The following is a 22,731-nucleotide window of genomic DNA, read 5'->3' on the forward strand; positions in this document are numbered from 1 at the left end:
GTTTATCACTTATTTTCGGACAGGCAGGGTCCATCCTCCCTCAGGCATCACATGAATTTTTGCATCGGGATTTTCATCAAGAGTAGCTTCAAGAGCTTCCTGTATGTTTTTTGCAGGAATGAAAAAAGCTCTTCTGCTTTCCTCCTCGGAAAGTTTTGAAACAATATAGAGTTTAAACTGTTTTGCAGCTTTTGCAACTATTGCACTCTTATGCCCTCCAAACTCGAAGAAATGCTTGAAGCGTTCTATAGCGTCATCAGGGCTCCTGCACTCCCTGTTCCAGCACTCATAAACTTTGTTTCCGATTCCCTCCGCACATTCTGCCACAAGTATGATTGAACCCCCCGTTTTTACAGCAGGGATGGCATTTTCCAGAGCTTTTGTTGCCTGGTAGAGGTTGATATCTTTAGGAAAGCCACCGCAGGAAACGATTACTGCATCTGCAGGCTCAACATTTATTTTATACATGGAATCCACATATCTTGCCCCTTCCCTGTGAGCCTGGATGAAATCTCCGGCAACGGCAGCAACGATTTCTTTCCTGCTGTTGATTACCACGTTCAGGATAAATTGAAGCCCTGCAATTCCTGCCGCTTCTTCGATATCCTTCCTTGCAGGGCTATCGATCCTGCCCGAAAGGGGATCACCTTCGAAGAATTTACTATAATGACTGTGAAATGAAAGTACGGCTTTTTCCGAACTGACTCCCGGAAGAATAGACTTTCCTCCCCCACCATATCCAGCATAATAATGAAATTCCACAGTTCCTGTACTGATAATCAGGTCTGCGTCCAAAACCTCTTCAAAGACTTCAACCGGAGTCTCAAAACTTGTTTCCCCTATATGCATGCATCTTTCCCTGTCGTGCTGGACAAAACGAATACTTTTAGAGATTTCATCCCCCAGAAGCTTTCTGCACTCCTCCTCAGTCTGCCGGCGGTGAAGCCCGAGCGCAAAGATAATCGTGATGTGTTCATCTTTTGCTCCCCCCAGATAAAGCTCGTCAAGGAGAGGAGGAAGTATTTTTGCCGTAGGGGTGGGCCTCGTAACATCGCTTACGATAATTGCAATCCTGGATTCAGGGTTTATAATCTCGGAAAGTCTCTTGCTTTTTATGGGATTTTCGAGAGCTTTACGGATTAAAAAAGCCTCATCTTCCTTTTTTTCAGGTTCCGAAGGCAAAATAAGGCCGGAAATATTTTTTTCCGGAATATTTAGCTCAAAAACCCCACTTCCGAAAGCAAGTGGAATCTTTTTCATATTTGTCGTCATGTTCATGTCGGGGAGTTCGCATTGATAATATAAAACCGTATGGTAAACAATAGTAAAACTATGCTTTAAGTACTTTTAAATCTGCGTTTCAAAATCCAAGCTTTCAGTGGTTGTTCCAATAACCCTGATGTTTAAACAGACTGAGAGAATCCAGATTATTTTCAGCCAGTTTATTGCTCAAAAATTCCTTCACCCATAGAATACCGTAACTATAAGGATACTCCCAGGTAATAAAATAATGTTAGCTATAAAGGGGGAAATATTCCAAAGGTTCAAACAGGATCAGCCAATACTTTTTTAATAATGTGTATATAAGAATAATTTTTATAAATTTAAACAACAAAACCGGATTTTTCCCAGAATATAAAAACAAAACATTAATTTACAGGTGGTAGTTGATATATTGGAATTTTTCCTGGAAAATGGAATTTTCGGATAATGAAAGGAATTATATTTACATCTGGAACCTGAACATTCCAAAACCCCTCTTTAAAAAAAGACATGCAAAGAGCTTGTAGAAGATATTTCGAAAGCCTGTTAATCAAAAGCTATAAAAGTTACAGATGAGTGTAGGGGTAAATATAAATTAATTTTGGTGATTTAATGAAAAATTTAAGTAGTCTAAAAATGGTTATATTCATACTGCTTATATCAAGTTACCTGTGGATAGGGGGTGCATACGCAACCCCGGCTACGGAGAACTCAAAAACGGTTGAGAATATTAATCAGGGAAGTATAATCCTATTTTCACAGAACTACTCTGAAACACATAATTTTCCAGCTAATGTTTTCATCGCATGTGTTCAGAAAGAAAAACCTTACGATAAAATATACTCCACAATATATGCAACTCAGGAATCGGAAATGTGTTTAAATAACACTTCAAAAGGGCTGGAGTATACGAATATAAGAGACTCGCCTCTAATTCCATGCAGTTTGCTTCCAGATATGGACATTATCTCCTGTTTTGGAATCAACGAATACCTGGGACATTTCAAAAGTAATCTGGATATTTTTACTTTTTGTCAATGTACCTCTGTCCCCATAATTCACTATCTTGAGGAGCCGAGACAGGCCGGAGCCCTGTACATATGCAACCTCACACCAATGGTAAAATGTGCGTATGAAATCTCGCTGGATGTGTATGCGGATGACCCGCAGAGCTTTGTTGAACTGAATAGCCCGGGTTCAAGACTGTTAATTCAGGAAAGTGAGGGACAGACTTTACTTAAAAGCTATTATAGAGGCTCTTCCGGAGAGCTTAAATACCGAAAAATTATTCTTGGTGATGCGTCAGAAAAAACAAATTTCAAAGTTATCTTTGATGGTATCAATAAAACAAACACCATTTACACACAGAACGGCAGTTTCATAGTTACCCCGTTCTATAACCTTGGTCGGCAACAGCTGCCCTATATCGATTTTTCAAACGGGTATATCAAGTTCACTTCATTTATCCTTGGAGAAGGAACCTATTTTGACGTTGACATTTACAGCATAAACCAGACCGCAGAGAGAAAACTTATAACCGCAATCGGGGACAAGAAGCTAATCCCGTTCGGGCTTGACGGACCTTTGCCATTGAACACGACAGGAGAAGGAATCGAATACCTGAACAGTAAAGGATATAGAGGTACGATGTGGTTTGATAAGGGGATGTGTGAGAAGGCAAATGATACATACATTGCTTACCTGCGCGACCTGGTTGTTAACGATTCCTGGGAAGTTGGCATACACTATACAAAGGAGTTAAACAGCCTTCCACTTGAAGAAGCATACAGAGTTATGGATGAAGAATACGCATACGTGTATGATAAAATCGGCCAGCCACCTACAAGCTGCTGCTGCCTGAGAAACCGGGATAACTTTACGCATGCAATCTATGCATACGAAAACATGGGAATGACCTGGAGAAACGGAGATGCAGCAATTCACGCGGAAAAGGAAGTAGGAAACCTGTACGATGACACATGGGAATGGTGGGAGGCAGCGTCAAAAGCAGGCATGTCATATCCGGTGTTCTCCCATCAGCTCGATGTGGAACCTGCAATAAAATACTCAATAAGCCGCTCGAAGTTCCGGGAATGGGTGGATAACTACTACGCAAACAACATGACCATTGTGTCATTTTATGAATATAACCAGATAAGCCGCAATACATACGATGCAAGCTTTGAAAACCTGCAGTACGATGAGAACCTGCTTTCTTTCGACGCACATACAAATGGTTTCAAGGCTCTTGTAAACATAAATATTCCTGCAGGAAACGACACACAGGTCTATGACATCACACTCGAAAAGTACCTTGACTATGAAACCGAACAGGATAGGTCAATTAATTTCTGGGTTGAAGATGGCCATAATTATGAAGTATATATAAACGGAGTTGAATAAACAAAGTTGAGTGAAGTATAAAATTCCAACAAGAAGTCTAACCGTAGAGGCACAAAAAAGAAGGCAGGTATAACTTCTTTGTACCTGTCTGTGCCTTCCATGTTATTTTCTCTATCAATATACTTTCCAGTTAACTTCTCTATTATTACCGTATCTTCTACGTATTTCTGTTATTATTGTGTCCTTTTTGTTTAGTCTTTTACTTTTTGTTTAGTCTTTTACTATTTCCTTTCCTCAAATGCAGTAGCAGCATAGAGTCAACACACTCTATATTCCAACAGTCAGTGAAGTTCTCTGACAGTTACTGTGCCTTGAATTAATTGTAAATAATTCCTGCGCTGATATTATTGATAACTGCAAACAGGCTTACTGATGGAGATACTGATGGAGATATGCTTCACAGGAAAATATTCATACGGTACAGCCTGGAAGGATCTCCTGACCTGGAGATGAGAAGGAGAAAAGATCAGCAGTTAACCGGGGAGTAATCATCATGGATAAAGAAAGGATTTCCTATCACGAGTCCGTTCAAAAAATGTATGAGCGGATAAAGAAAGATAATATGACAAATGTATGGGACCGTTATGAGGCTCAGGGAATAGGCGGGGTTCCGGACAGGAGATGTACTTTCTGTATGGCAGGAGCCCGCTGCGATCTGTGTTCCAATGGCCCCTGCCGTTCGGATGCTGCAAAGGATAAAAGAGGAGTATGCGGAATCACCGCCGACGGGATGGCAATGCGGATGATGCTTCTCCGAAACGTGATGGGGGCTTCGACCTATCACTACCATACCGACCAGACCATCCGGACTTTAAGAGAAACCGCTAAGGGCAAAACCCCTTACAGCATCAGAGAACCTGAGAAACTGAGGACATTTGCAGGCAGGCTCGGGATAGAAACCCTCGGAAACGATTCCGAAATTGCCCTTAACCTGTGCGAATTTGTGGAAAAGGAATTTAACAGGCCTGCATACGAGCCAAGCAGGATTGTTGAGATCCTTGCACCTCCCGAAAGAAAGAAAAGGTGGGAAGAGCTGGACATATTTCCAGGCGGGATCTACGGGGAGATGATGCTTTCAACAAGCTCCTGTCTGACAAACGTTGACGGGTATTATATGAGCCTGGCCCTGAAAGCCATGCGTCTTGGGATTGCAATGGCATACCAGAGCCAGATTGTAAACGAATACTGCCAGGATATCCTTTTCGGAATCCCAAAACCTCATACGATGAGGGTTGATCTCGGGGTGCTCGACCCTGAGTATGTAAACGTACTTCCGAATGGACACGAACCTTTCCTGGGCTTTGCCATGGTCCGGCTTGCAAGAAAGCCCGAATGGCAGGAAAAAGCAAAAACATCCGGAGCAAAAGGCCTGAGGGTCATTGCCAGCATAGAAACCGGACAGGAAATGATCCAGAGGTGGGAAGAAGACGATGTCTTCTACGGTTTTACCGGTAACTGGATTTCTCAGGAGGCGGTGCTTGCAAGCGGGAGTGTGGACCTTTTTGCCGCAGACATGAACTGCTCGCTTCCGGTAGCCCCTCTCTATGCCGAAAAATACGGGTTCAAACTCATGCCCGTAAGCGAACTCATAGCATTTGAAGGCATCACCGAACGCCTGAACTACAACCCTGTGGAGGCTGAAAGACAGGCAGCAAAACTCCTGAATATGGCAATCGAAAATTTCAAAAACCGAAAAAGCCCGGGAGAGCCCGTATCAAATCTTCCGGTAAAAGAAGCGGTCGTCGGTTTTTCAACCGAGAGCATACTTGATGCCCTGGGGGGTACCCTTGACCCGCTCCTTGATGCTATAAAAAGCGGTGCGATTAAGGGAGTGGTCGGGATGGTCTCCTGCACTACATTAAGGGACTACGGGCAGGATGTGCACAGCGTTGCCGTGGTAAAAGAACTGATCAAAAGGAATATCCTTGTCCTGTCCATGGGTTGCGGGAACGGGGCTATGCAGGTGGCAGGCCTTTGCAGTCCCGAAGCCAGGGAGTTTGCAGGCGACAGCCTGAAGGCAGTTTGTGAAGCCCTTGGAGTCCCTCCCGTACTCAGCTACGGGACCTGTACAGATACCGGAAGGCTTGCCGACCTTCTCGGAGCCATCTCCGCAGTCCTAGGAGCCCCTGTTCCTGACCTCCCGGTTGCTGCCGCAGCTCCCGAATACATGGAACAAAAAGCTACGATCGACGCCATCTTTTCCCTGGCCCTCGGGCTCTACACCTATGTAAACCCTGTCCCGACCGTAACCGGAGCCCCTGACCTGGTCAAACTGCTTACGGAAGACTGCCGGGATGTTACGGGCGGAGTCCTGAATGTGGAAAAGGATGCTGTAAAAGCAGCTGACGGGATAGAGCAACATATCATGGAAAAAAGAAAGAAACTCGGGATTTGAAAGCAGGATTTGAGAAAGAAATTAAGAACAGTTTGAGAGCGGGATTTTAAGAATTGAAGGCCTGAAAAAAGAGGTCTTAAAAATAAAGATTTATCCGGCCTCTTTTCACTTGCCTCTCTTCCGTTCTATTTTGAATCCAGGTGAACCGGAACCTGAAAAATCAAAGCTCTATAGATTCTCCTGGTTCCAGGATAATTACTTTCGTGTCAACTTTCGCTTCCACAGCTTTTCTGAAAACTTCAGGGTCCTGCCTGATTACATCAAAGGTGTTATAGTGCATCGGCACAACAATCTGGGGCTCAATCAGCTCCACGGCTTTTACGGCTTCCTTTACCCCCATAGTAAACCGGTCTCCTATGGGCAACAGAGCAATTTCGGGTTCGTAGAGGTTCCCGATAAGCTGCATGTCCCCGAAAATCCCCGTATCACCGGCATGATAAATGGAATGCCCGCCAATACCTATCACAAACCCTGCCGGGCTGCCTCCGTCGAAACTGAAGCAGGAAGCGTCAATTGAGGAAGAATGGAGGGCCTGAGTCATTGTCAAAGTGACATCTTCGACGTCAATGGTCCCGCCTTTGTTCATGCCCTCGGCAAAGACTCCTTTTGATTTGATATAATTTGCAACCTCATGGATCGAGATGATCCGGCAGCCTGTCCGGGCTCCGATCTCGATGGTATCTCCCAGGTGGTCGCGGTGTCCGTGGGTCACGGCTATGATATCAGGATTCAGCTCTTCGGGAGTGCAGGGAGCTTTCGGGTTTTCGGAAATAAACGGGTCGATCAGTAATTTTTTTTCGGCTTCGAGCAAAAAAGCAGCGTGCCCAAGCCAGGTTATTTTTAAGTCAGCCATCTCTTTGCCTCTTGTCCTTATCTTTTTGTCAGAACGTAACAATGTGTAATGTAATTTTCTATAATAAACGGATAATTATTACACAACACACTGTTCCGACTGATATCAGAAGCACACCTGGAGATGAATACAGGGTAACATTAATATGTGCCCTTAAGTGTAATCAAGTGAGAATGCTTGAATGTAACCGGATGAAAATGAAGATTGGCCTCGTAATCCACGGCCCCGAAGTAATTGATTCGAAAGAAGCGGAAATAGTCCTGCAAAAACTTTCCTGCCTTGGTGAAGTAAAAGCAGAACTTGGCGGAGCCATGGGAAAGACAGCCGTCCTTGACGCAGGACTTGAACATGTTATAGACATAAGCCGGCACCTGAAGCCGAGCGCCTGTATCGAATCCTTTTTTGAAAACTCAGACCTTGTCTGCCTCCTGAACAGAGGAAAAACAGTCGAAACGGGCAAAGTGTTCGGAGCAATGGTCACCTCGCACCTCAAAGAGCCTGAAAAGAAATCCCTTATCCAGATCGAAAGCCCAGACTGTGCAGGCGGGAAATTGATCCCCCTCAATAAAAAAGCCGTATCTCATCTGGAAAAAATCTCCGAAATCTTCGGGCTGCCTGCCGAAACCCCTCTCCCCTTTCAAGATTCGGTTTGCCTGGAAACCTGCCCCCAAACCGGCAAAACCCGAACTATCCGCGAAATCTCGGGAGTATTTCCCGGCGAAAACATCCTTGTGAACGGGATCGTGATCGGAAAAGCCTTCTCTTCCGGGGTCAGAATCGTTGCTGAAAATGGCTTCATTACCGCAATCGAAGGCGGAGAAATAAAGGAACACGGGCTCGAAAAACTCCATAATTACGAAAAAATGGACCCTGTTGACCTTGCCGGTGCCTGGGTAAAAAGCGGGGAGATCCGGAGAAACAGTTCCTCCCTCCAGGCTGCCCGAAAAGAAAATACCTGCCCACGAAAATCAGTTTATCTTTCCAGGCCCGGGAGAGGAAAAGTCGTGCTGATAGACCACGCCGCCGAAAATTCCTATGAACTGGCCTCCGGAGCGGAACTTGCAGTCACCGTTGGAGACGATACCACAGCCATAGCGGGCGATATCCTCTACCGGCTCGGAATCCCGATCATTGGGATCACTGACGGGGACTGCGATAACGTCACCTGCGAGTCAAAAATCTTTCCCGGCTCGGTTGTCCTCAGGCTGATACGAGGGAGCGATGATATCGTAGGCAAAAGAGTAAAGCAGGAACTCCTGAGAGGTCAAAATTCAGCTGTTTTTGAGAACCTTTTCGCCTTTAAAGAAGATGTGCTGAAACTGGCAGAGCTGTCGATAGAAGATGTTTTTGAATACTAGCATAGCAGACTCCCTTGAAATGGAACTTATGATTCCCGGGTACCGAATGCAGTTTCGTCTTCTGCAGCAATTTTACGGAAATGTCCGCAATGAGTGCGGAAACAAATTCCCGCTAAGTTAATAACAAAAGGAGTAACTCTTTTAATAAGGGACGGAAAGGCGGATAAACGGATGTTTCAGCCAAATTTCAAGTACACAAACAAAATCGTGCGCCTGCTTGTAAGGATCCAGGCTGCCAGGGAAGTCATCATATACAGCCCTCTGATTCCGGCATGGGAAAAACAGCTCCAGCGAGAAGCCCTTATGAAGCAGACCCACCACACGACAAGTATCGAGGGAAACCCCCTGACTCTTGAGGAAGTTGAGCTTATTATAGAGGGAAAAGAGGTCCTTGCCCACGAAAAGGACAAAAAGGAAGTCCAGAATTATGTGGATGTACTGAAATATATCGATTCCTTACCTGAAAACGGACCCATAACCGAAGAGTTTCTCCTGGAAATCCACAGGCTCACGGCAAAAAATATCCTTCCTGATGATTCTGCCGGCAACTACCGGAAAGTGCAGGTCGTTGTCGGAGACCCGAAAACCGGGAAAGTCACCATACCCCTCCGGGACCTGCTGAAGTCCCTGCCCTGGCAAAAGCCCTTGTCGAGTGGCTTAACAGCGAAGATGCCCTTGACCTCATGCCCGCCGTGCAGGCAGGAGTTGCTCACCAGGAACTTGCCAGAATACACCCCTTCGTTGACGGAAACGGGAGAACCGCGAGAGCTCTTGCCACCCTGATCCTGACAAAGAGAGGCTTTGACACCAAGCGTTTTTTCGCTCTTGAGGAGCACTACAACAAAGACATGCCCTCTTATTACTCCGCCCTTTCAAGTGTGGATGCCGGGGACAGAGATTTGACCGAATGGCTCGAATATTTCCTTTTCGGCATTGCCGTGGAAATCTCAAAAGTCGAAAAAACGTTTCTGAAGCTGAGCAGCGACCGTTCGATGAAAGAGAAATTCGGACAGATAGGGTTGAGCAGTCGGCAGATAAAGGCGATTGAATATTTAAAAGAAAATGGTAAGATCACAAGCAATGAGTATCAGGAAATATGTGATGTCAGTCAGTCCACTGCAAATCGTGACATCCAGGATATGCTTGACAAAAAACTCCTGAAACAAAATGGGAAAATCGGTCAGCAGGTAATTTACGTGCTCAATTTCTGATTGGGGACCATTCAGAAGCTATTCAAAAGCTATTCAAAAGCTATTCAAAAGCTATTCAAAAGCTATTGATTATACATAGCATTTGAGCAATCTTTGTATTTGTTCATTCAGAGATCACTCTGGCTTCTTTTTTAATTTCATCAATCATGTAAGGACTCATCGATTTCTCAGTAAGCAAGTCGACTTTTATACCCAGATAGTCAGAAAGCTCCAGTTCTATATTCACCAGAGTGAGCAGGCTTTTCCGTTCGGCAAACTCGACCAGGATGTCGATGTCGCTTTCTGGTTTCTCTTCTCCCCTAACGTAAGACCCAAAAACAGATACTTTACTTGCCCCATATTGTTTTAAAAAGGACAAAATTTTGCGAAATAGATCTTCCCTTTTTTCTACAGTGTGCATGTTGATATATCTCGTTTTTTTCTAGATATTTCTGACCCATAAAACGTCATTCGCTGTTTTATGTCGTTCTTGCCACGCTCGACGAAGGAGAGGGTCTGACAACAAATATCCCTAAACCAAGAAAAAATCAAAGAGATACAGAATTAAAAATTATCAATATAATGGTCCATTATATAGATCCGATTGAATTACTTCTTTTATCCAGTCCGTATTTTATTAAGATTGATCTAACCAAGTCTAAAAACCATTTAGGTGCCTTAGGAGAAACAAATATTTTTTCAATTAATATATCTAGAGAAACCGGAACGTAAATTTCATTTGTTATTTCGTTTTTCTTCATTACGAACAAAAACGATGGCCCAAATTTCATTTTCGTATTCAAAACTTCGTCTTTTGTACATGAAAGGCTTGTATATGTATAATTTATTTCCCCAGGGTATTGAATCCTCGTTATAATTAAGATACTCTACCTTCCCGATCACAACATCAGGCTCATCTTCAAAAAAGCATTCTTTTAAATTCTTGAAAGTTGATTGGATGGCAATTCCATTTTCAAGATCCGAATATAGTTTCCACATTGCTGCAGATTCATAATCATTTTCATGCCAACAGCATATACAGAAATTTCCTAAACCGAATTCACAGACATATAAAATGTCAATCACTTACGAACATGAAACAAAATTTTAAGTATCAATAATACCTATATTTATATATGCCGGGAAAAGTTGTTGGAAAAGTTGTTGAGGGCGTATCATCGTCTACAAGAGTAAAGGCCAGAAAACAAATCGACGACGCTTTGGATATATTGATTGAGGCAGGCAATGACTGCGGATGCGTTAAGGACCAGGGATGCTGCCAGGATAAAGGGTGTTGCAGAGAAGGAAAATGCCCGGCCGAAATGCCTGGACTAGAAATGCCTGAATTATGGGGATGCGCTGGTGATAGCTTCTCAATAAATATTAGAGATCATCAGGAACTCATCAAAGAATATATAGTAGAAAATAAAAAGTCTGTTGTAAAATACTTTAAAGAAAAAGGCGTGAATTTAGAACAGTGAATTGTGTTGTTCGCGATATAACTTTTTGGCTCTCCAAGTGGGGTAATTGCAATCGTTTTCTAAAATTATAATTATTTTCTAAATATGAGTGCAATACTTAGAATGTTTGAGTACATTTAATTATTAAATGCATTTGTTTGGAAAATGACATCCAAGACGGATGTTTGTCTATTCTGGATGGTCACTTTTCAACCGGGGAATTATTTTCATCCCACTCAAAACAGCAAAGAGCCAGATTTGTTAATTTTCTTTTCGATAAAAACATAGCTATGCGAAGTGGGATAAATCATGATTATATTCAAAAATGAACAATATCTTCCCTGTTCGATACCTGAAATTTCATACACGTATGAAAGAAAAGTAATATCTGATAAAGAAGCTCCGCTCTATTTAAGAGAAGATTTATTCGTTTATCCTATGAATGCAGGGTTTATTGTTGAGAATAATAATGGTCAATTCCTGACGGATTCTATTGGTCTTCTACAGCTAATTCGTGGAAAAAGTGTGAATGATCTCTGCCATAATGAGAAAGATTTAGAAGAGATTGAACAATATTATCGCTATGGTTTAATAGGATACGAAAAAAACACAACTGCTAAATTAGTGATCCCGGAAGTAAGTCAAAAATATTTTGATTTTTATGAGAGTTCACAGACTACATGGTTTTGCCATATTCCGTTAAAAATTGAACTTGACATAACAAAAAAATGCAATTTTCATTGTAAACACTGCTCAAGGGAAGCTTCTCCGACAACAACTGAAGGTGAAATGTCTCTTCAGAATTATGTTGATGTCATCCAGCAGGCTGGTAAAATAGGAATTCCTGAATTCTCATTCATGGGAGGAGAGCCAACCTGTAATCCATCGTTTATTGAATTAGCTACTATTGCAAGAATGTCAGGAATTCGTACTCTGTCCACAAGTACGAATGGTTGGCTAATAAATGAAGAATTGGCAAAAAAAATTGCGATTTTATTTGATTCGGTGCAGGTAAGTATACATGGAGCCGATAGTGAAATCCATGACGCTATTGTTGGCCGGCCAGGAGCATTTTCCCAAGCATGTAAAGCAATAGAATTGCTCAAGAAACATAATGTTTCTTCATTAAACATTTCATGTACGGTTATGAATGAAAATGCCCACCAGATGGAGTCAATGATCCAGCTTGCAAGAGATTTGCAGGTAGAATCAATTCGTTTTCTCGTTTTATTCTCTAAAGGAAGGGGTACCCAACTCAGTCAATGGAAAAAAGAGGAAAAAACGGAAATGGCAAATAATCTTAAAACCTTAAGCGATAAAAATATAAATAACTTAAAAGTTGAAAGCGGGGGTTTTCCTCCCTACTACAAAATAGGGAATAACGCAGCAATATACGGCTGTCCAGCAGGAAGATCTCTGATGTATATCAGTGCAGATGGAGACGTGCGAGCTTGCGGTAACCTGGACCACACAATCGGTAATATCCGCGATATGAAAATCATGGACCTATGGCATAGCGATACGATGATTTCATTACGGAAAAAGCCCGCTTGCGATTGCCCATATACGGATATATGTGCCGGAGGGTGTCTTGCAAATGAGTATTGGAGTAAAATGTTCAACATTAATATAACTCCAATAATGACGTAATCTCGGACTTATTAATTTCTCGATATCCTGTCGTGACTTGAGAACAGATTTCTATAAACAAACCATACTCGATATATACTCGATATATTATTCAACGAATAGTGTAGGATAAAGAGATCCGATAATGAAGTTGATAAACTGCTTATGGTTAAAACTGCTTATCACACTTTAGACTTCATTTTCGGAAGGTACTGATTGATACTCAAAAGCTTCGGCATCCTAATTGCGATTCGGAAGCTTGCAGTCTGTTTCGACAGAGTTGCGGCTCTGCAGTGTGCTGTCTGTTTCGGCAGAGTTGCGGCTCTGCAGTGCGCTGTCTGTTTCGCTTTGCTCAAGCAGACTATTTGTGGGTTGAGAAGTGAGCTTTGCTCAAGCGGATTACTTGATGCTTAGAGTCTGGAACTTTGATCAAGAGGAATAATTAGATTTCTCTTACCCGTGCAAGTTATTCACTGAACCAAACTATTCTTGTCCCGCCCGACGCAGGAGAGCGATCTTTCCCGCTAAAAAGAGGGCTCATTTGAGATCAGTCAGCAATACTGATCGATTGCCCTGGTCCCGCATAAATCCTGTCTAATTCGTTGGGTTAGGTGCAGGCAGGTATGAACAGTTTTACCCGGGTCCCCGAACAGTAGATCGAAAATACAAGAACTAACGGGATAATCCCCCAAAACCGGATAAAATAAAAATTAATTAAAAAGTTCAAGATCCCGAACAAAAATTTGCTTTTTTCATATAGATCTATACTCAGTTATTTTAAAAATTTTTTAGCGAAGATCCATTGCTGCTTACGTATGTAGTATACAGAAATAACCGAGGCCCATGAAAAAAAAGCAATTAACATTAATGAATTAATGGAACCAATGGAATTTGTAAACAATAAAAAAACAGTGCCCATAAAGAAAAATAAAGATAGTAACAAAATTCCCAAACCTGCAAATATTTTTATCTGATAGTTGAAATAAATAAAGTTATAAGTTTTATCTTCACAGGGGTCAGAACCAGCACCTTTCTCTAATTTTGTACGTATGTTCAGGCTATCTGAGGAACTTAAAGAATCAGGAGAACTGTAGGAATTTTTACCATCAAGCGAATATAAAGAGTCTTTATTCCATAATCCAGTCTTTCTTTTAAACATTATTCATAATAGCTTAATTGTAATACATATAATTAATTAATTTTGCTGATATTTATTCAATTAAAATAATAAATACATATTAGTTTCTACATACAAACCAGTTTAAGAAATTGGTTATTTATTAACGAAATAATTTTACTTGTGCATATTAATCTTAAGTACCATATTTAATTTTTGATAGTCCTGTACTCCGATCGATAGAAACTCTTATTACATTTGAAGTTAAATTCCAAAGTAATCCGGGGAAATGGGGGTTTCTATTCTGAATATAATGCTAAAACTTCAGGACGCTGCCTGCAGCCTGCAGGATACTGTTAAGAGTTTAATTCCGTGCCTGCTTCAAGTAAAAGATAAAGAGGAAGAAAAAAACTGCCCGCACAGGATAAAGCAGACGAAAAACCGGAAAACAATTGTAATCAACTGCAGGGAATGCGAAGCCGGGTCTTCCCTTAATGATCCGCAGTGCAGGGAAAATATCTTCGGCATCCTCCGGAGGGAGGTTCATGCCGATTGTCTTGTACTCTCAAGGCTCTATGAACGGGACTACGAAGGAAAATCCCTCTCCTTGCTTTATGATTTGGCAGGTTTCAAAGGAACCGTTGCTGCTTACAGGAGCATTGAAGTTGTGCCTGAAGCATGTGCCTGTCCCGAAAAAAAGGCGTGCAGCCTTGAGCGAAAAGAGATAATTGCTTCTCTCTCCGAAACCGTGGGAACCGATCCCTTAAAAGCCCGGCTGGAGCTAGGAGAGCTTATTCACAAAAAAAAGGCTGGCAGAGTTCCGGAAACAACTTCTATTTGTCTTGAATGCTCGGAGTGTTTCTATAGCATCCTGAATGAAATTGAAGAAAAAATATCCTGTTTTCCTGAAGTCCAGATTACCAGAAAATCAGGAAAGAAAATCGAGACCCTTATAAAAAATACTCCGGGAGAAATAACTCCTGCTTCCTTATCCAGAAATGTTTCGCTCTCACTTTCCGGGGCTGGAAAAAAACAGGAGAACAATAGACAGGAAAACGAAAGAAAAGAGAATCAGAGACAAGAGAACGAAAGAAAAGAGAATCAGAGACAAGAGAACGAAAGAAAGGAGAACAAAAAGCCAGATGATAATTTTTTCGCCTACGAAAGCAGGATCAAATCTCATGTCAGGCCGCCTTTTTCCAGTTCGCGAATTTACACCGAAGCTCCTGAAAATACCGAATTTCTCGAATGTTATGACATAAACGGCAGAGAAGGAAGAAACCTTGAGGTCACCATTTACCGCTACACAGACAGGCCTGAAAGACTTTACATGATCCGGCCTCCCGAGTATAATCTCAGGCAGGAGGAACTCAGGCTCCTTGAGAAAATAAGGAGAAAAATGATCCGGCACAGACCAAAGGACCTCGCCTTTGCAGACCCGACCGGAGCCAGGGAGTACTTCAAACGCCTAGCAAAAGACTTGCTGGGGGAAGAACTTCTCGAAAGCGGGAAAGCCTGCAGCCCGGATGAGCTTGAAAGCTATGCCGACCTACTTGCAAGGTATACGAACGGGCTCGGGATCGTAGAAGACCTCCTTTCCGATGCGAGGATAACGGACGTGTACATCAATGCCCCTGCGGATACAAACCCCGTGCACGTTGTGATGGAAGGGGAAGAATGTACGAGCAACGTCTTTCTTTCGCAGGACGACCTTGACGCCCTGGTCTCAAGGTTCAGGACAATTAGCGGCAGGCCATTTGGAGAAGCTGTCCCGGTACTTGAACTCAACCTTGAAGCTTTCGGGGTTAGGGTATCCGTAATAGGAGACCCGCTAAGTGCAAACGGGCTTGCCTACGCTTTCCGTAAACACTCCCTTACACCCTGGACCCTGCCGAAACTGATCAATACAGGCTCTATTTCTCCTTTTGCAGCAGGGTTTTTGAGTTTCCTTATGGACGGGCAAGCTTCGGTCCTTGTAGCCGGGGAAGTGGGAGCAGGAAAGACATCTCTTATGACGGCAATGCTTCTTGAAATCCCGCAGAAGTACAGGATTCTGACAATCGAAGACACCCACGAACTCCCGACAGAACAGCTTCAAACCCTGGGCTGGAAAGTACAGGGTATGAGTTCCCATTCTTCGGTCCTGAAGTCAGGAGCGGAAATGAGCCCCGAAACCGCCCTTCGGGCCGCCCTGCGGCTTGGGAGTTCTTCTCTGGTGCTGGGGGAGGTCCGGGGGCCCGAAGTAAAAGTGCTTTACGAAGCCATGCAGGTCGGAAATACCGGGAATTCCGTAATAGGAACGATACACGGCTCATCCGTTGAAAACATATACGAGAGAGTCGTGCACACCCTTGGCGTCCCTCCGGCTTCTTTCAAAGCGACCGATGCAGTGATAATCTGTTCGGGAATCAGGCCCGGGGGTAGTATGAAAAAGTTGAAGCGGGTGAGTCGGATTTCGGAAGTGGCCGGCACGTCGATAGAAGACCCCGAACCTTCGGAACTCTTCAGGGATATCATGTATTATGATGCTGCTCAGGACTGTCTGCTTGCAGGAGAGGTGCTTGAACAGGGGCAGTCCGAACTTATAGGGAAGATTGCCCTAAAATGGGGTATTTCCATTGACAGTGCCCTGAAAAATATAGAACTCAGGACAAGGATAAAAGAAAGGATTGCAGCTGAAGGGGATCGCAGCCCGTTCCTGCTTGAAGCCGACGCCGTAAGCGAGGCAAACAATATGTTCTGGCTGCTTTCGGATTCCAAAAAAGCAGGTAACGGAGGATTTGAAGCAGATCTTGGAGCTTCCTTGCGAGATGAATCTGAAGAGCTTTACAGGCAGTGGGAAACATGGTTTGAAAACTTTTCCCGGGTGTGGGACGGAGCAGAGAAAAAAGGAAACGGAAAAAGAGGATCAGAGAAACAACTGGCACAAGAAAAATTATTGGGAAAGGAAAAACAGCTGCCAGAAATAAAAATAACTTCCTGAGGGGGCAGGAGTGTGGAAGTAAACAGCTGGTACGTCAGAGCCTGTAAGACCACGGCGAAGCAGTGGGTATGGGCTGTCCCGGACCCTGAGGCCTTCAGCAGGAAATGCGAAAAAAGCGTGAGCCCTGAGTACAGAGACGCCCTCCGGTTTACGGGTTTTGACCTTGAAGCCTTCGAGACGGTTTTATTTTCTTACGTGGGGACATTCGTAACCTTAATTTTACTTCTCGGGTTAGACCTTTTCCTTCTTCTTTCCAGGAGTTTCGAACCCAGGACTCTTTTCATAATGGGAACCCTGACCTTTATCCTCCCGCTGATAGTTCTCTGCTACCTGAGCGAGTATGTGAAGATAAAGGCCAGCTTTATGAAAATCTCCTCCCTCGGAGATATCCCTGAAATCCTGAGCTATATCATCATGTCAATGAAGCTGGTCCCCAATCTCGAACACGCCGTATTCTTCGCAGCCCGGAACTCGGAGAGGCCGCTTGCCACGGACCTAAAGAAACTGACCTGGGACCTGAACCTGAGGCTCTACAGCAGTATGGACGATGCTCTCCTCTCTTTTGCCGACCTGTGGGGTAGGAACAGTGAATACTTCAAGCGCTCCCTCCACCTGATCAAGAGTTCCACGGCTGAACCGGATGAAGCCCAGAGGATCATCACCCTGAACCGCGCGCTCGACATCAGCCTTGAAGGAACGGAAAGCCTGATGGAGGCTTTTGCCGAAAAGCTGAAGACCCCGAGTTACATCCTCTACTCGATTTTTATCCTGATCCCCCTTGCCCTTGTCGCTCTCCTGCCAGCGGTTACGGTTGTGGGGATGAAGCCCGAGATTACGGACCTCATCCTTCTCTACGATCTTGTATTTCCCGTCCTTGCAGCGGTATATTCGGAGTACATCCTGATGCAGAGGCCTGTTGCCTTTATCCCACGGCAGATTCCGGATTCCCACCCTGACCTTTCGGATATCGCACAAAAAAAGCGGTTTGCAATAACGCTTTCAGTCCTGGCCTTTTTGTTGATAGCCTCTTCAGGATACCTCCTGCTTCTGATCGGAAACCCGGGAGAAATGGTATCAACCGAACCCCTCGAAGGATATCTTCCCCCGACCCTCCCTATAGTTGTGGGAGGAACTGCCGGAATCTCGATTTACCTGTACTTCTCGTCTATTCCATATAAGAAAATAAGAGACCGGATAAAACAGATGGAGCTGGAATTTGCAGATTCCCTCTTTGTGCTAGGAAGAAGGATTTCGGAAGGAAAAGCCCCGGAAGAAGCCTTTGCCCACACCTCCAGAACCATGGAAGGCTCAAAAATCGGGGAAGCCTTTGAGGAAATTTCCATGAACCTGTTCAGCATGAGGACAAATCTCAGGGATGCGATCTTTGACGAAGAGTTCGGAGCTTTCAGACACATATATTCCGAGAGGATAAGAAACACAATGCTCCTCTTTACGGAAAGTGTCCATAAAAACCACGAAGCTGCAGGAGCTTCGATAATCAAGCTTGCCGACCACTTAAAAGAACTCAGTGCCGTAGAAGAGCGGATCAGGCGTTCCCTCTATGACGTCACCTCGACAATGCGTTCGACTGCTGCAATTTTTGCCCCCCTTATTGCCGGAATTACCCTTGCCCTTTCCGAAGTTATTACAAAAATCCTGAACCAGGTGGCAGAAAGGGTCAGTAGGGTACCCGCAGACCTTTCCGGAATGCCCGTAGAAATCAATCCTGAAAGTTTTTCCCAATCCATTCCTCCGGACCAGTTTATGCTTGCTATAGGGGCTTACGTTGTCATAATCAGTGCAATCCTTACCCGCTTTGCAGGAGCTATAGAATACGGAGGGGATAGGGCACAGCTGAAATACGACCTCGCCTGCATGCTCCCGATTACAGTGCTTATCTTTGCGGTCTCGGCTGCTGCTTCGAGGGTTGTTTTCAGTGGGATGGTGTGAGGTTGAATATGAGCTGAAAAAATAAAGGAGAGACGACACCACAGCCATAGCGGGAAATATCCTCTACCGGCTCGGAATTATGATTATTGGAATTACAGACTGAGACTGCGATAACGTTACCTGCAAGACAAAAATCTTTCCCGCATTCAAATGACCTCGGGAGCAAAAGATTAATTGTTTCCATTAAGATCCTGGATAATTTCCATGACTATTTTTTTGAGAACAGGAACATCCTCCTTTATGGTATCCCAGACAGCATTGATGTCCACACCGAAATAATCGTGGATCAATTTATCTCTCATACCTGCTATTCCTCTCCAGTGGACCTGTGGATATTTATCTCTCAGAGACTTTGATAATTTTTTAGTAGCCTCGCCGATTATCTGGATTTGCCTGATAGTCGCATCCTGAAAAAGGCTATTTGATAGGAACTCTTCTTCGGTAAGATCTTCTGTATATTTTTCAATCAAGGAGACTGACTGGAGGATGTGGCTGAGATATACTCTGTCGTCCTTTTTCATTCAGAGATCACTCTGGCTTCTTTTTTAATTCCATCAATCAGGTAAGGACTTATCGACTTCTCAGTAAGCAGGTCGACTTTTATGCCCAGGGAGTCAGAAAGCTCCAGTTCTATATTCACCAGAGTGAGCAGGCTTTTCCTTTCGGCAAACTCAACCAGGACATCAATGTCGCTTTCCGGTTTTTCGTCACCCCTAACGTAAGATCCAAAAACAGATACTTTAGTTGCCCCATATTTTTTCAGAAAGGAAGAAATTTTGCGAAACAAATCTTCCCTTTCTTCCACAGTGTGCATGTTGATATATCTCGTTTTTTTCAATTTAAATCTATCCCGGCAGAGTTGCGGCTCTGCAGTACGCCGTCCGTTTCACTCGCTGTCGCTCGCTCAAGCAGACTATTTATGGGTTAAGAAGTGGACTGAGCTCAAGCGGATTACTTGATGCTTAGAGTCTGGAACTTTGATCAAGAGGAATAATTAGATTTCTCTTACCCGCGCAACGCCATTCACTGAACCAAAACATTCTCATTCGACGCAGGAGAGTGGCGGTCTTTCCCGCGAAGTAGAGAGCTCATCTGAGACCAGTCAACAATCCACTGACCAATTGCCCTAGTTCCACATCAATCCTGTCGAATTCGACGGGGTTAGATGCAGGTCGGCTTGAACAGTTACCCGGATCCGAAACTGGTGGATAGAAAATACCAGGACTAATAGAATATACCTCCAAATGACAGTGGAATCTGCAGGAGTCTCGAAAGCTATATGTTCCTTATACTTGCCTTTCAAAGATGTGTGGTTTTACGTTATCTAGCGACTTTGTTTGTGTATGCCTGAGAAAAGAATAATCCTTCCGGTAATGATTTTGTTAAGATGAAAAGTATTTCTTTAACATAGTTTTAAGAGATTCTAGTTTTTCGTACCTATACCTCTATTTGTTCTGAACTAACAAATGATCAGACATATATCTTGTAAGGTCACAAAAAAATCTGTACTCAAAATATCGTATACGAGTGACCTTGTGAACAAATAAATGTATTGATCAGTGATGATTTTATTATATTGTTATATGTATTAACTGGCGTTTTGAAATTAAATTAAGTTCTACATTTATAAACTTATCGCGAATAAAAAAGTATGCAGAAAATATGGATTACTTTAAGTACGGCGGTGAAAAATGGAGTTGGTTGCATAGATTAGTAATTCAAGGATTCATCGTATGTTTTTTCTTGTGATTCAAAAAATTAGTGTCTTTATTAATCTTTAATCAACTTAGGGTCCCAAATATCAACTCCATTTAAGTATTGATTTCTCAAATTTTTATGAGGTATCTCCAGAACTATCTCTGAGAAAGTTGACCTAGATTTATCTATATAGCGTCTTATATCAAATTCTTCCATCAGTATATTACTTACATCGTATTTATTTTCACTTAAATCGTTTTCCAAAGCTTCACTAAAATTGAAAAATATATTCCCTCTTACCCTTTTTGTAGTAAAGAATACGCATTTATGTTTACCAAGGGGAATTTCTTCGTATTTAATCTTTGAATGACCATTTGTAATATTATTATCTTCTCTTTTGGCAAAATCATCCATGCTTAATTTGTATCCAAGTATATCATTAAGAGTTTCTAGATCAACAAATGAGAATTTCGTTAATGGTGACACCAAATATACTTTATCACTCATCTTTAAGAATTCAGTCTTTATGTCAACATGCCCTTTTTCTCTTGCTGCAATGCAATAATAGTTGTTGGCAGTTTCGTTTATTTTCTGCCTATGACGAACTACATAACTAGCTGACAAGATACTTATTATCTGATAATCATCCCTTTCTAGTTTCCATTCCCTGGATAAATAATCCTCAAGAGTTTCCAACCATTTTATTGTCTCACCACAAGCTACAGCACCATAAGGTTGTAAAGGTTTTCCGGGTAGTAAGAAACATCTTAGTGAGATTTCGGAACGTTCACTCGAAAAATTTTCTTTGCAATTCGCCATTAAATACTGAATACCAGGCAAACTGTTGGTGAAAATAAGAACTCGATTTTTCCACAATTCTTTTTTGTCTGGATTCGTCATCTCTTTACAAATCTGCCTAAATATATGATAAGTCGTTGTTCCAGAATCGATAAGAAGACAATATTTCAGGTTAGAAGAGTGATCTGACAGAAGTTCACCTATATTTGCCACAACTTTCTTTGCAAGTATTTCTTTTTCATAACGAAAATGGGTACTACGATGTCCATAAACTGACCCTTCATAAGAGATCTCAATTTTATCTTTTATTTCAATTTCCTTCATCCATTTATTGTCTAACAGTTCTACAACTTTTGGGGGCATCGTGTCCATTAAATTATTCGTACTGTAGGTTGGAGGAGCTATTTGTATATTGAGTCCTCCAATGCTAAGCAATATCACTGCTACAGACCGAAGTGTTTCAGTGATAGGCTTAAGAATTAATAGATCTCCAATAATTAATCCCTGTTCACTACATAAACTCGGAAACTCCATTTGTATTTTTATAATAGTTTTTTTACCTGAAGGTTTACCATATGGAGGTTCAATTCTCACACCGGTAGTATAGTGATGTTTAATCCACTCTAATTGTGACGATGGGGGCATATTAATGAGGAGATGCCTCAATTTAGATGGAGCTCTATCAGAAAAAATATCTAATTCATCTGAAATTCTGAAAAGCGCAGCCAAAAATCTGATTCTTATTGGGTCGTTACCTATTAAATGTTCTTCCTCATATGAATTGAGATCTATAAGTCTATGCCCTTCACAAATTAATTTAATACAAATCAACTCCGAAGGATTTAAACCTAACTCGGCGTGTTTTTCATATATATACTCTCCACTTCTCAGATGGTGATTTTTTCGTATCAAATCTTCTTTTGTGATGGGTTCCATATTATTTTTAATATTTATATTTACAATATTTTGATCATCAGGCTTCTCTATTAGCATTCCAACGTCATGAAGATATGCAGAAGCTAATAAACAAAAAATCTCTTGTTTATTAAGTTTTAGATGATTCGGGTCGATTCCTTTAACCAAATTATTAATTATAGAGATTATTCTATTAGAATGACCAATATCATGTAAAGTATAGTACTTAAAATTAGGAAGCCCTTTTGTAAATAGTTCTTCGCAATGACTCCTTATTGTTTCAAGTTTAGCTTTATGCTTCGAATTCAGTGATTTTTCAAGTTCTTCCATTAAGGAAAGCCCCCTGACAGTTCTTAAATCACTAAAATGTGCAGTAAACCTACTTTCGTAATGGTGTGATAAGAAGCTACTGTTGACCGCGCTATTGTGCGGAAATGAAGTGTAGAAATTAAGTATATGGCTTTCTCGGTAAATATTAACTCATAATTGTTGGCTCAAAGAATTTAAAGGACATTTAAATATTTTTACACATATTTAATGATTAAAGAAGTTCAACATACAACGTATTTACTCCTACCTATAGGTTTTTAGTAAAGTGGTTTTTGGTATGATATTAACTTATCGAATTGTAATTCTTGCTCAGAAAGTAAAAATTATCTTAAAAATTACGTATTATAATTATTTCTGGGTGATACAAATATCCAATGTAACTATCTTGG

At 42.2% G+C, this 22,731-nt stretch carries 19 protein-coding genes and 1 pseudogene; 11 read left to right on the forward strand and 9 right to left on the reverse strand.

The window, feature by feature from the left end:
- Positions 1-9: 9 nt before the first annotated feature.
- On the reverse strand, positions 10-1,272 hold the full coding sequence (larA, locus tag MSSIT_RS04850; RefSeq protein WP_048174512.1) for a nickel-dependent lactate racemase: 1,263 nt from the start codon (positions 1,270-1,272) through the stop codon (positions 10-12).
- A gap of 627 nt (positions 1,273-1,899) precedes the next feature.
- Between larA and MSSIT_RS04855 the strand changes: the two genes are divergently transcribed.
- The 3 genes from MSSIT_RS04855 (at position 1,900) to cooS (ending at position 6,061) form a co-directional block, all read left to right on the forward strand.
- Positions 1,900-3,666: a hypothetical protein gene (locus MSSIT_RS04855; protein ID WP_231590424.1), complete on the forward strand. Its 1,767-nt coding sequence runs from the start codon at positions 1,900-1,902 to the stop codon at positions 3,664-3,666.
- A gap of 347 nt (positions 3,667-4,013) precedes the next feature.
- Positions 4,014-4,154, forward strand: coding sequence for a hypothetical protein (locus MSSIT_RS22865; RefSeq protein ID WP_156158788.1), 141 nt, complete (start codon positions 4,014-4,016; stop codon positions 4,152-4,154).
- A 5-nt stretch (positions 4,155-4,159) separates the two neighbouring features.
- On the forward strand, positions 4,160-6,061 hold the full coding sequence (gene cooS, locus MSSIT_RS04860) for an anaerobic carbon-monoxide dehydrogenase catalytic subunit (protein WP_048170491.1): 1,902 nt from the start codon (positions 4,160-4,162) through the stop codon (positions 6,059-6,061).
- Positions 6,062-6,221: 160 nt separating this feature from the next.
- Here cooS and MSSIT_RS04865 read toward each other — a convergent pair whose 3' ends face one another.
- Positions 6,222-6,914 carry a metal-dependent hydrolase gene (locus MSSIT_RS04865; RefSeq protein ID WP_048170493.1) on the reverse strand — a complete coding sequence of 231 codons (693 nt, stop codon included), beginning with the start codon at positions 6,912-6,914 and terminating at the stop codon, positions 6,222-6,224.
- A gap of 173 nt (positions 6,915-7,087) precedes the next feature.
- Between MSSIT_RS04865 and MSSIT_RS04870 the strand changes: the two genes are divergently transcribed.
- From MSSIT_RS04870 to MSSIT_RS25620, 3 genes and pseudogenes are all read left to right on the forward strand, one after another.
- Positions 7,088-8,272 (forward strand): DUF2117 family protein, encoded by a 1,185-nt coding sequence (locus MSSIT_RS04870; RefSeq protein WP_231590425.1) that lies wholly within the window; start codon positions 7,088-7,090, stop codon positions 8,270-8,272.
- A 623-nt stretch (positions 8,273-8,895) separates the two neighbouring features.
- A pseudogene (locus MSSIT_RS24540) lies at positions 8,896-9,000 on the forward strand (hypothetical protein); the annotation flags it as partial.
- A 57-nt stretch (positions 9,001-9,057) separates the two neighbouring features.
- Positions 9,058-9,483: a Fic family protein gene (locus MSSIT_RS25620; protein WP_394296909.1), complete on the forward strand. Its 426-nt coding sequence runs from the start codon at positions 9,058-9,060 to the stop codon at positions 9,481-9,483.
- A gap of 103 nt (positions 9,484-9,586) precedes the next feature.
- Here the strand turns inward: MSSIT_RS25620 and MSSIT_RS04885 are convergent, their stop codons facing one another.
- On the reverse strand, positions 9,587-9,883 hold the full coding sequence (locus MSSIT_RS04885; RefSeq protein ID WP_048170504.1) for a nucleotidyltransferase family protein: 297 nt from the start codon (positions 9,881-9,883) through the stop codon (positions 9,587-9,589).
- 314 nt (positions 9,884-10,197) lie between these two features.
- A complete protein-coding gene (locus tag MSSIT_RS04890; RefSeq protein WP_156158790.1) occupies positions 10,198-10,548 on the reverse strand; it encodes a DUF2971 domain-containing protein in 351 nt (116 codons plus the stop codon).
- 50 nt (positions 10,549-10,598) lie between these two features.
- Between MSSIT_RS04890 and MSSIT_RS22875 the strand changes: the two genes are divergently transcribed.
- From MSSIT_RS22875 to MSSIT_RS22880, 3 genes are all read left to right on the forward strand, one after another.
- Entirely contained in the window at positions 10,599-10,943 is a 345-nt protein-coding gene (locus MSSIT_RS22875; RefSeq protein WP_148704952.1) for a hypothetical protein, read from the forward strand.
- Between the two features lie 288 nt (positions 10,944-11,231).
- The gene (locus MSSIT_RS04895; protein WP_048170508.1) at positions 11,232-12,572 is read left to right on the forward strand and encodes a radical SAM/SPASM domain-containing protein; all 1,341 of its coding nucleotides are present in this window, start codon (positions 11,232-11,234) and stop codon (positions 12,570-12,572) included.
- Positions 12,573-12,767: 195 nt separating this feature from the next.
- Positions 12,768-12,965, forward strand: a complete 198-nt coding sequence (locus tag MSSIT_RS22880; protein ID WP_148704954.1) for a hypothetical protein — start codon at positions 12,768-12,770, stop codon at positions 12,963-12,965.
- Between the two features lie 358 nt (positions 12,966-13,323).
- Here the strand turns inward: MSSIT_RS22880 and MSSIT_RS23945 are convergent, their stop codons facing one another.
- Entirely contained in the window at positions 13,324-13,710 is a 387-nt protein-coding gene (locus tag MSSIT_RS23945; protein ID WP_048170509.1) for a hypothetical protein, read from the reverse strand.
- A gap of 247 nt (positions 13,711-13,957) precedes the next feature.
- Here MSSIT_RS23945 and MSSIT_RS04905 point away from each other — a divergent pair, with 247 nt between their 5' ends.
- The gene (locus MSSIT_RS04905; protein WP_231590426.1) at positions 13,958-16,651 is read left to right on the forward strand and encodes a type II/IV secretion system ATPase subunit; all 2,694 of its coding nucleotides are present in this window, start codon (positions 13,958-13,960) and stop codon (positions 16,649-16,651) included.
- 12 nt (positions 16,652-16,663) lie between these two features.
- The gene (locus MSSIT_RS04910; RefSeq protein ID WP_048170510.1) at positions 16,664-18,601 is read left to right on the forward strand and encodes a hypothetical protein; all 1,938 of its coding nucleotides are present in this window, start codon (positions 16,664-16,666) and stop codon (positions 18,599-18,601) included.
- Here MSSIT_RS04910 and MSSIT_RS25825 read toward each other — a convergent pair.
- From MSSIT_RS25825 to MSSIT_RS04925, 4 genes are all read right to left on the reverse strand, one after another.
- Positions 18,585-18,785 carry a hypothetical protein gene (locus tag MSSIT_RS25825; RefSeq protein ID WP_156158791.1) on the reverse strand — a complete coding sequence of 67 codons (201 nt, stop codon included), beginning with the start codon at positions 18,783-18,785 and terminating at the stop codon, positions 18,585-18,587. The genes MSSIT_RS04910 and MSSIT_RS25825 overlap by 17 nt on opposite strands.
- On the reverse strand, positions 18,772-19,122 hold the full coding sequence (locus MSSIT_RS04915; RefSeq protein ID WP_048170512.1) for a HepT-like ribonuclease domain-containing protein: 351 nt from the start codon (positions 19,120-19,122) through the stop codon (positions 18,772-18,774). Before MSSIT_RS04915 ends, MSSIT_RS25825 begins: the two co-directional genes overlap by 14 nt.
- Entirely contained in the window at positions 19,119-19,415 is a 297-nt protein-coding gene (locus tag MSSIT_RS04920; protein WP_048174515.1) for a nucleotidyltransferase family protein, read from the reverse strand. The genes MSSIT_RS04915 and MSSIT_RS04920 overlap by 4 nt, the downstream gene beginning before the upstream one ends.
- 956 nt (positions 19,416-20,371) lie before the next feature.
- On the reverse strand, positions 20,372-22,342 hold the full coding sequence (locus MSSIT_RS04925) for an HD domain-containing protein (RefSeq protein ID WP_048170514.1): 1,971 nt from the start codon (positions 22,340-22,342) through the stop codon (positions 20,372-20,374).
- Positions 22,343-22,731: the final 389 nt, after the last annotated feature.

This window comes from Methanosarcina siciliae T4/M, from assembly GCF_000970085.1.
Lineage (GTDB): Archaea > Halobacteriota > Methanosarcinia > Methanosarcinales > Methanosarcinaceae > Methanosarcina > Methanosarcina siciliae.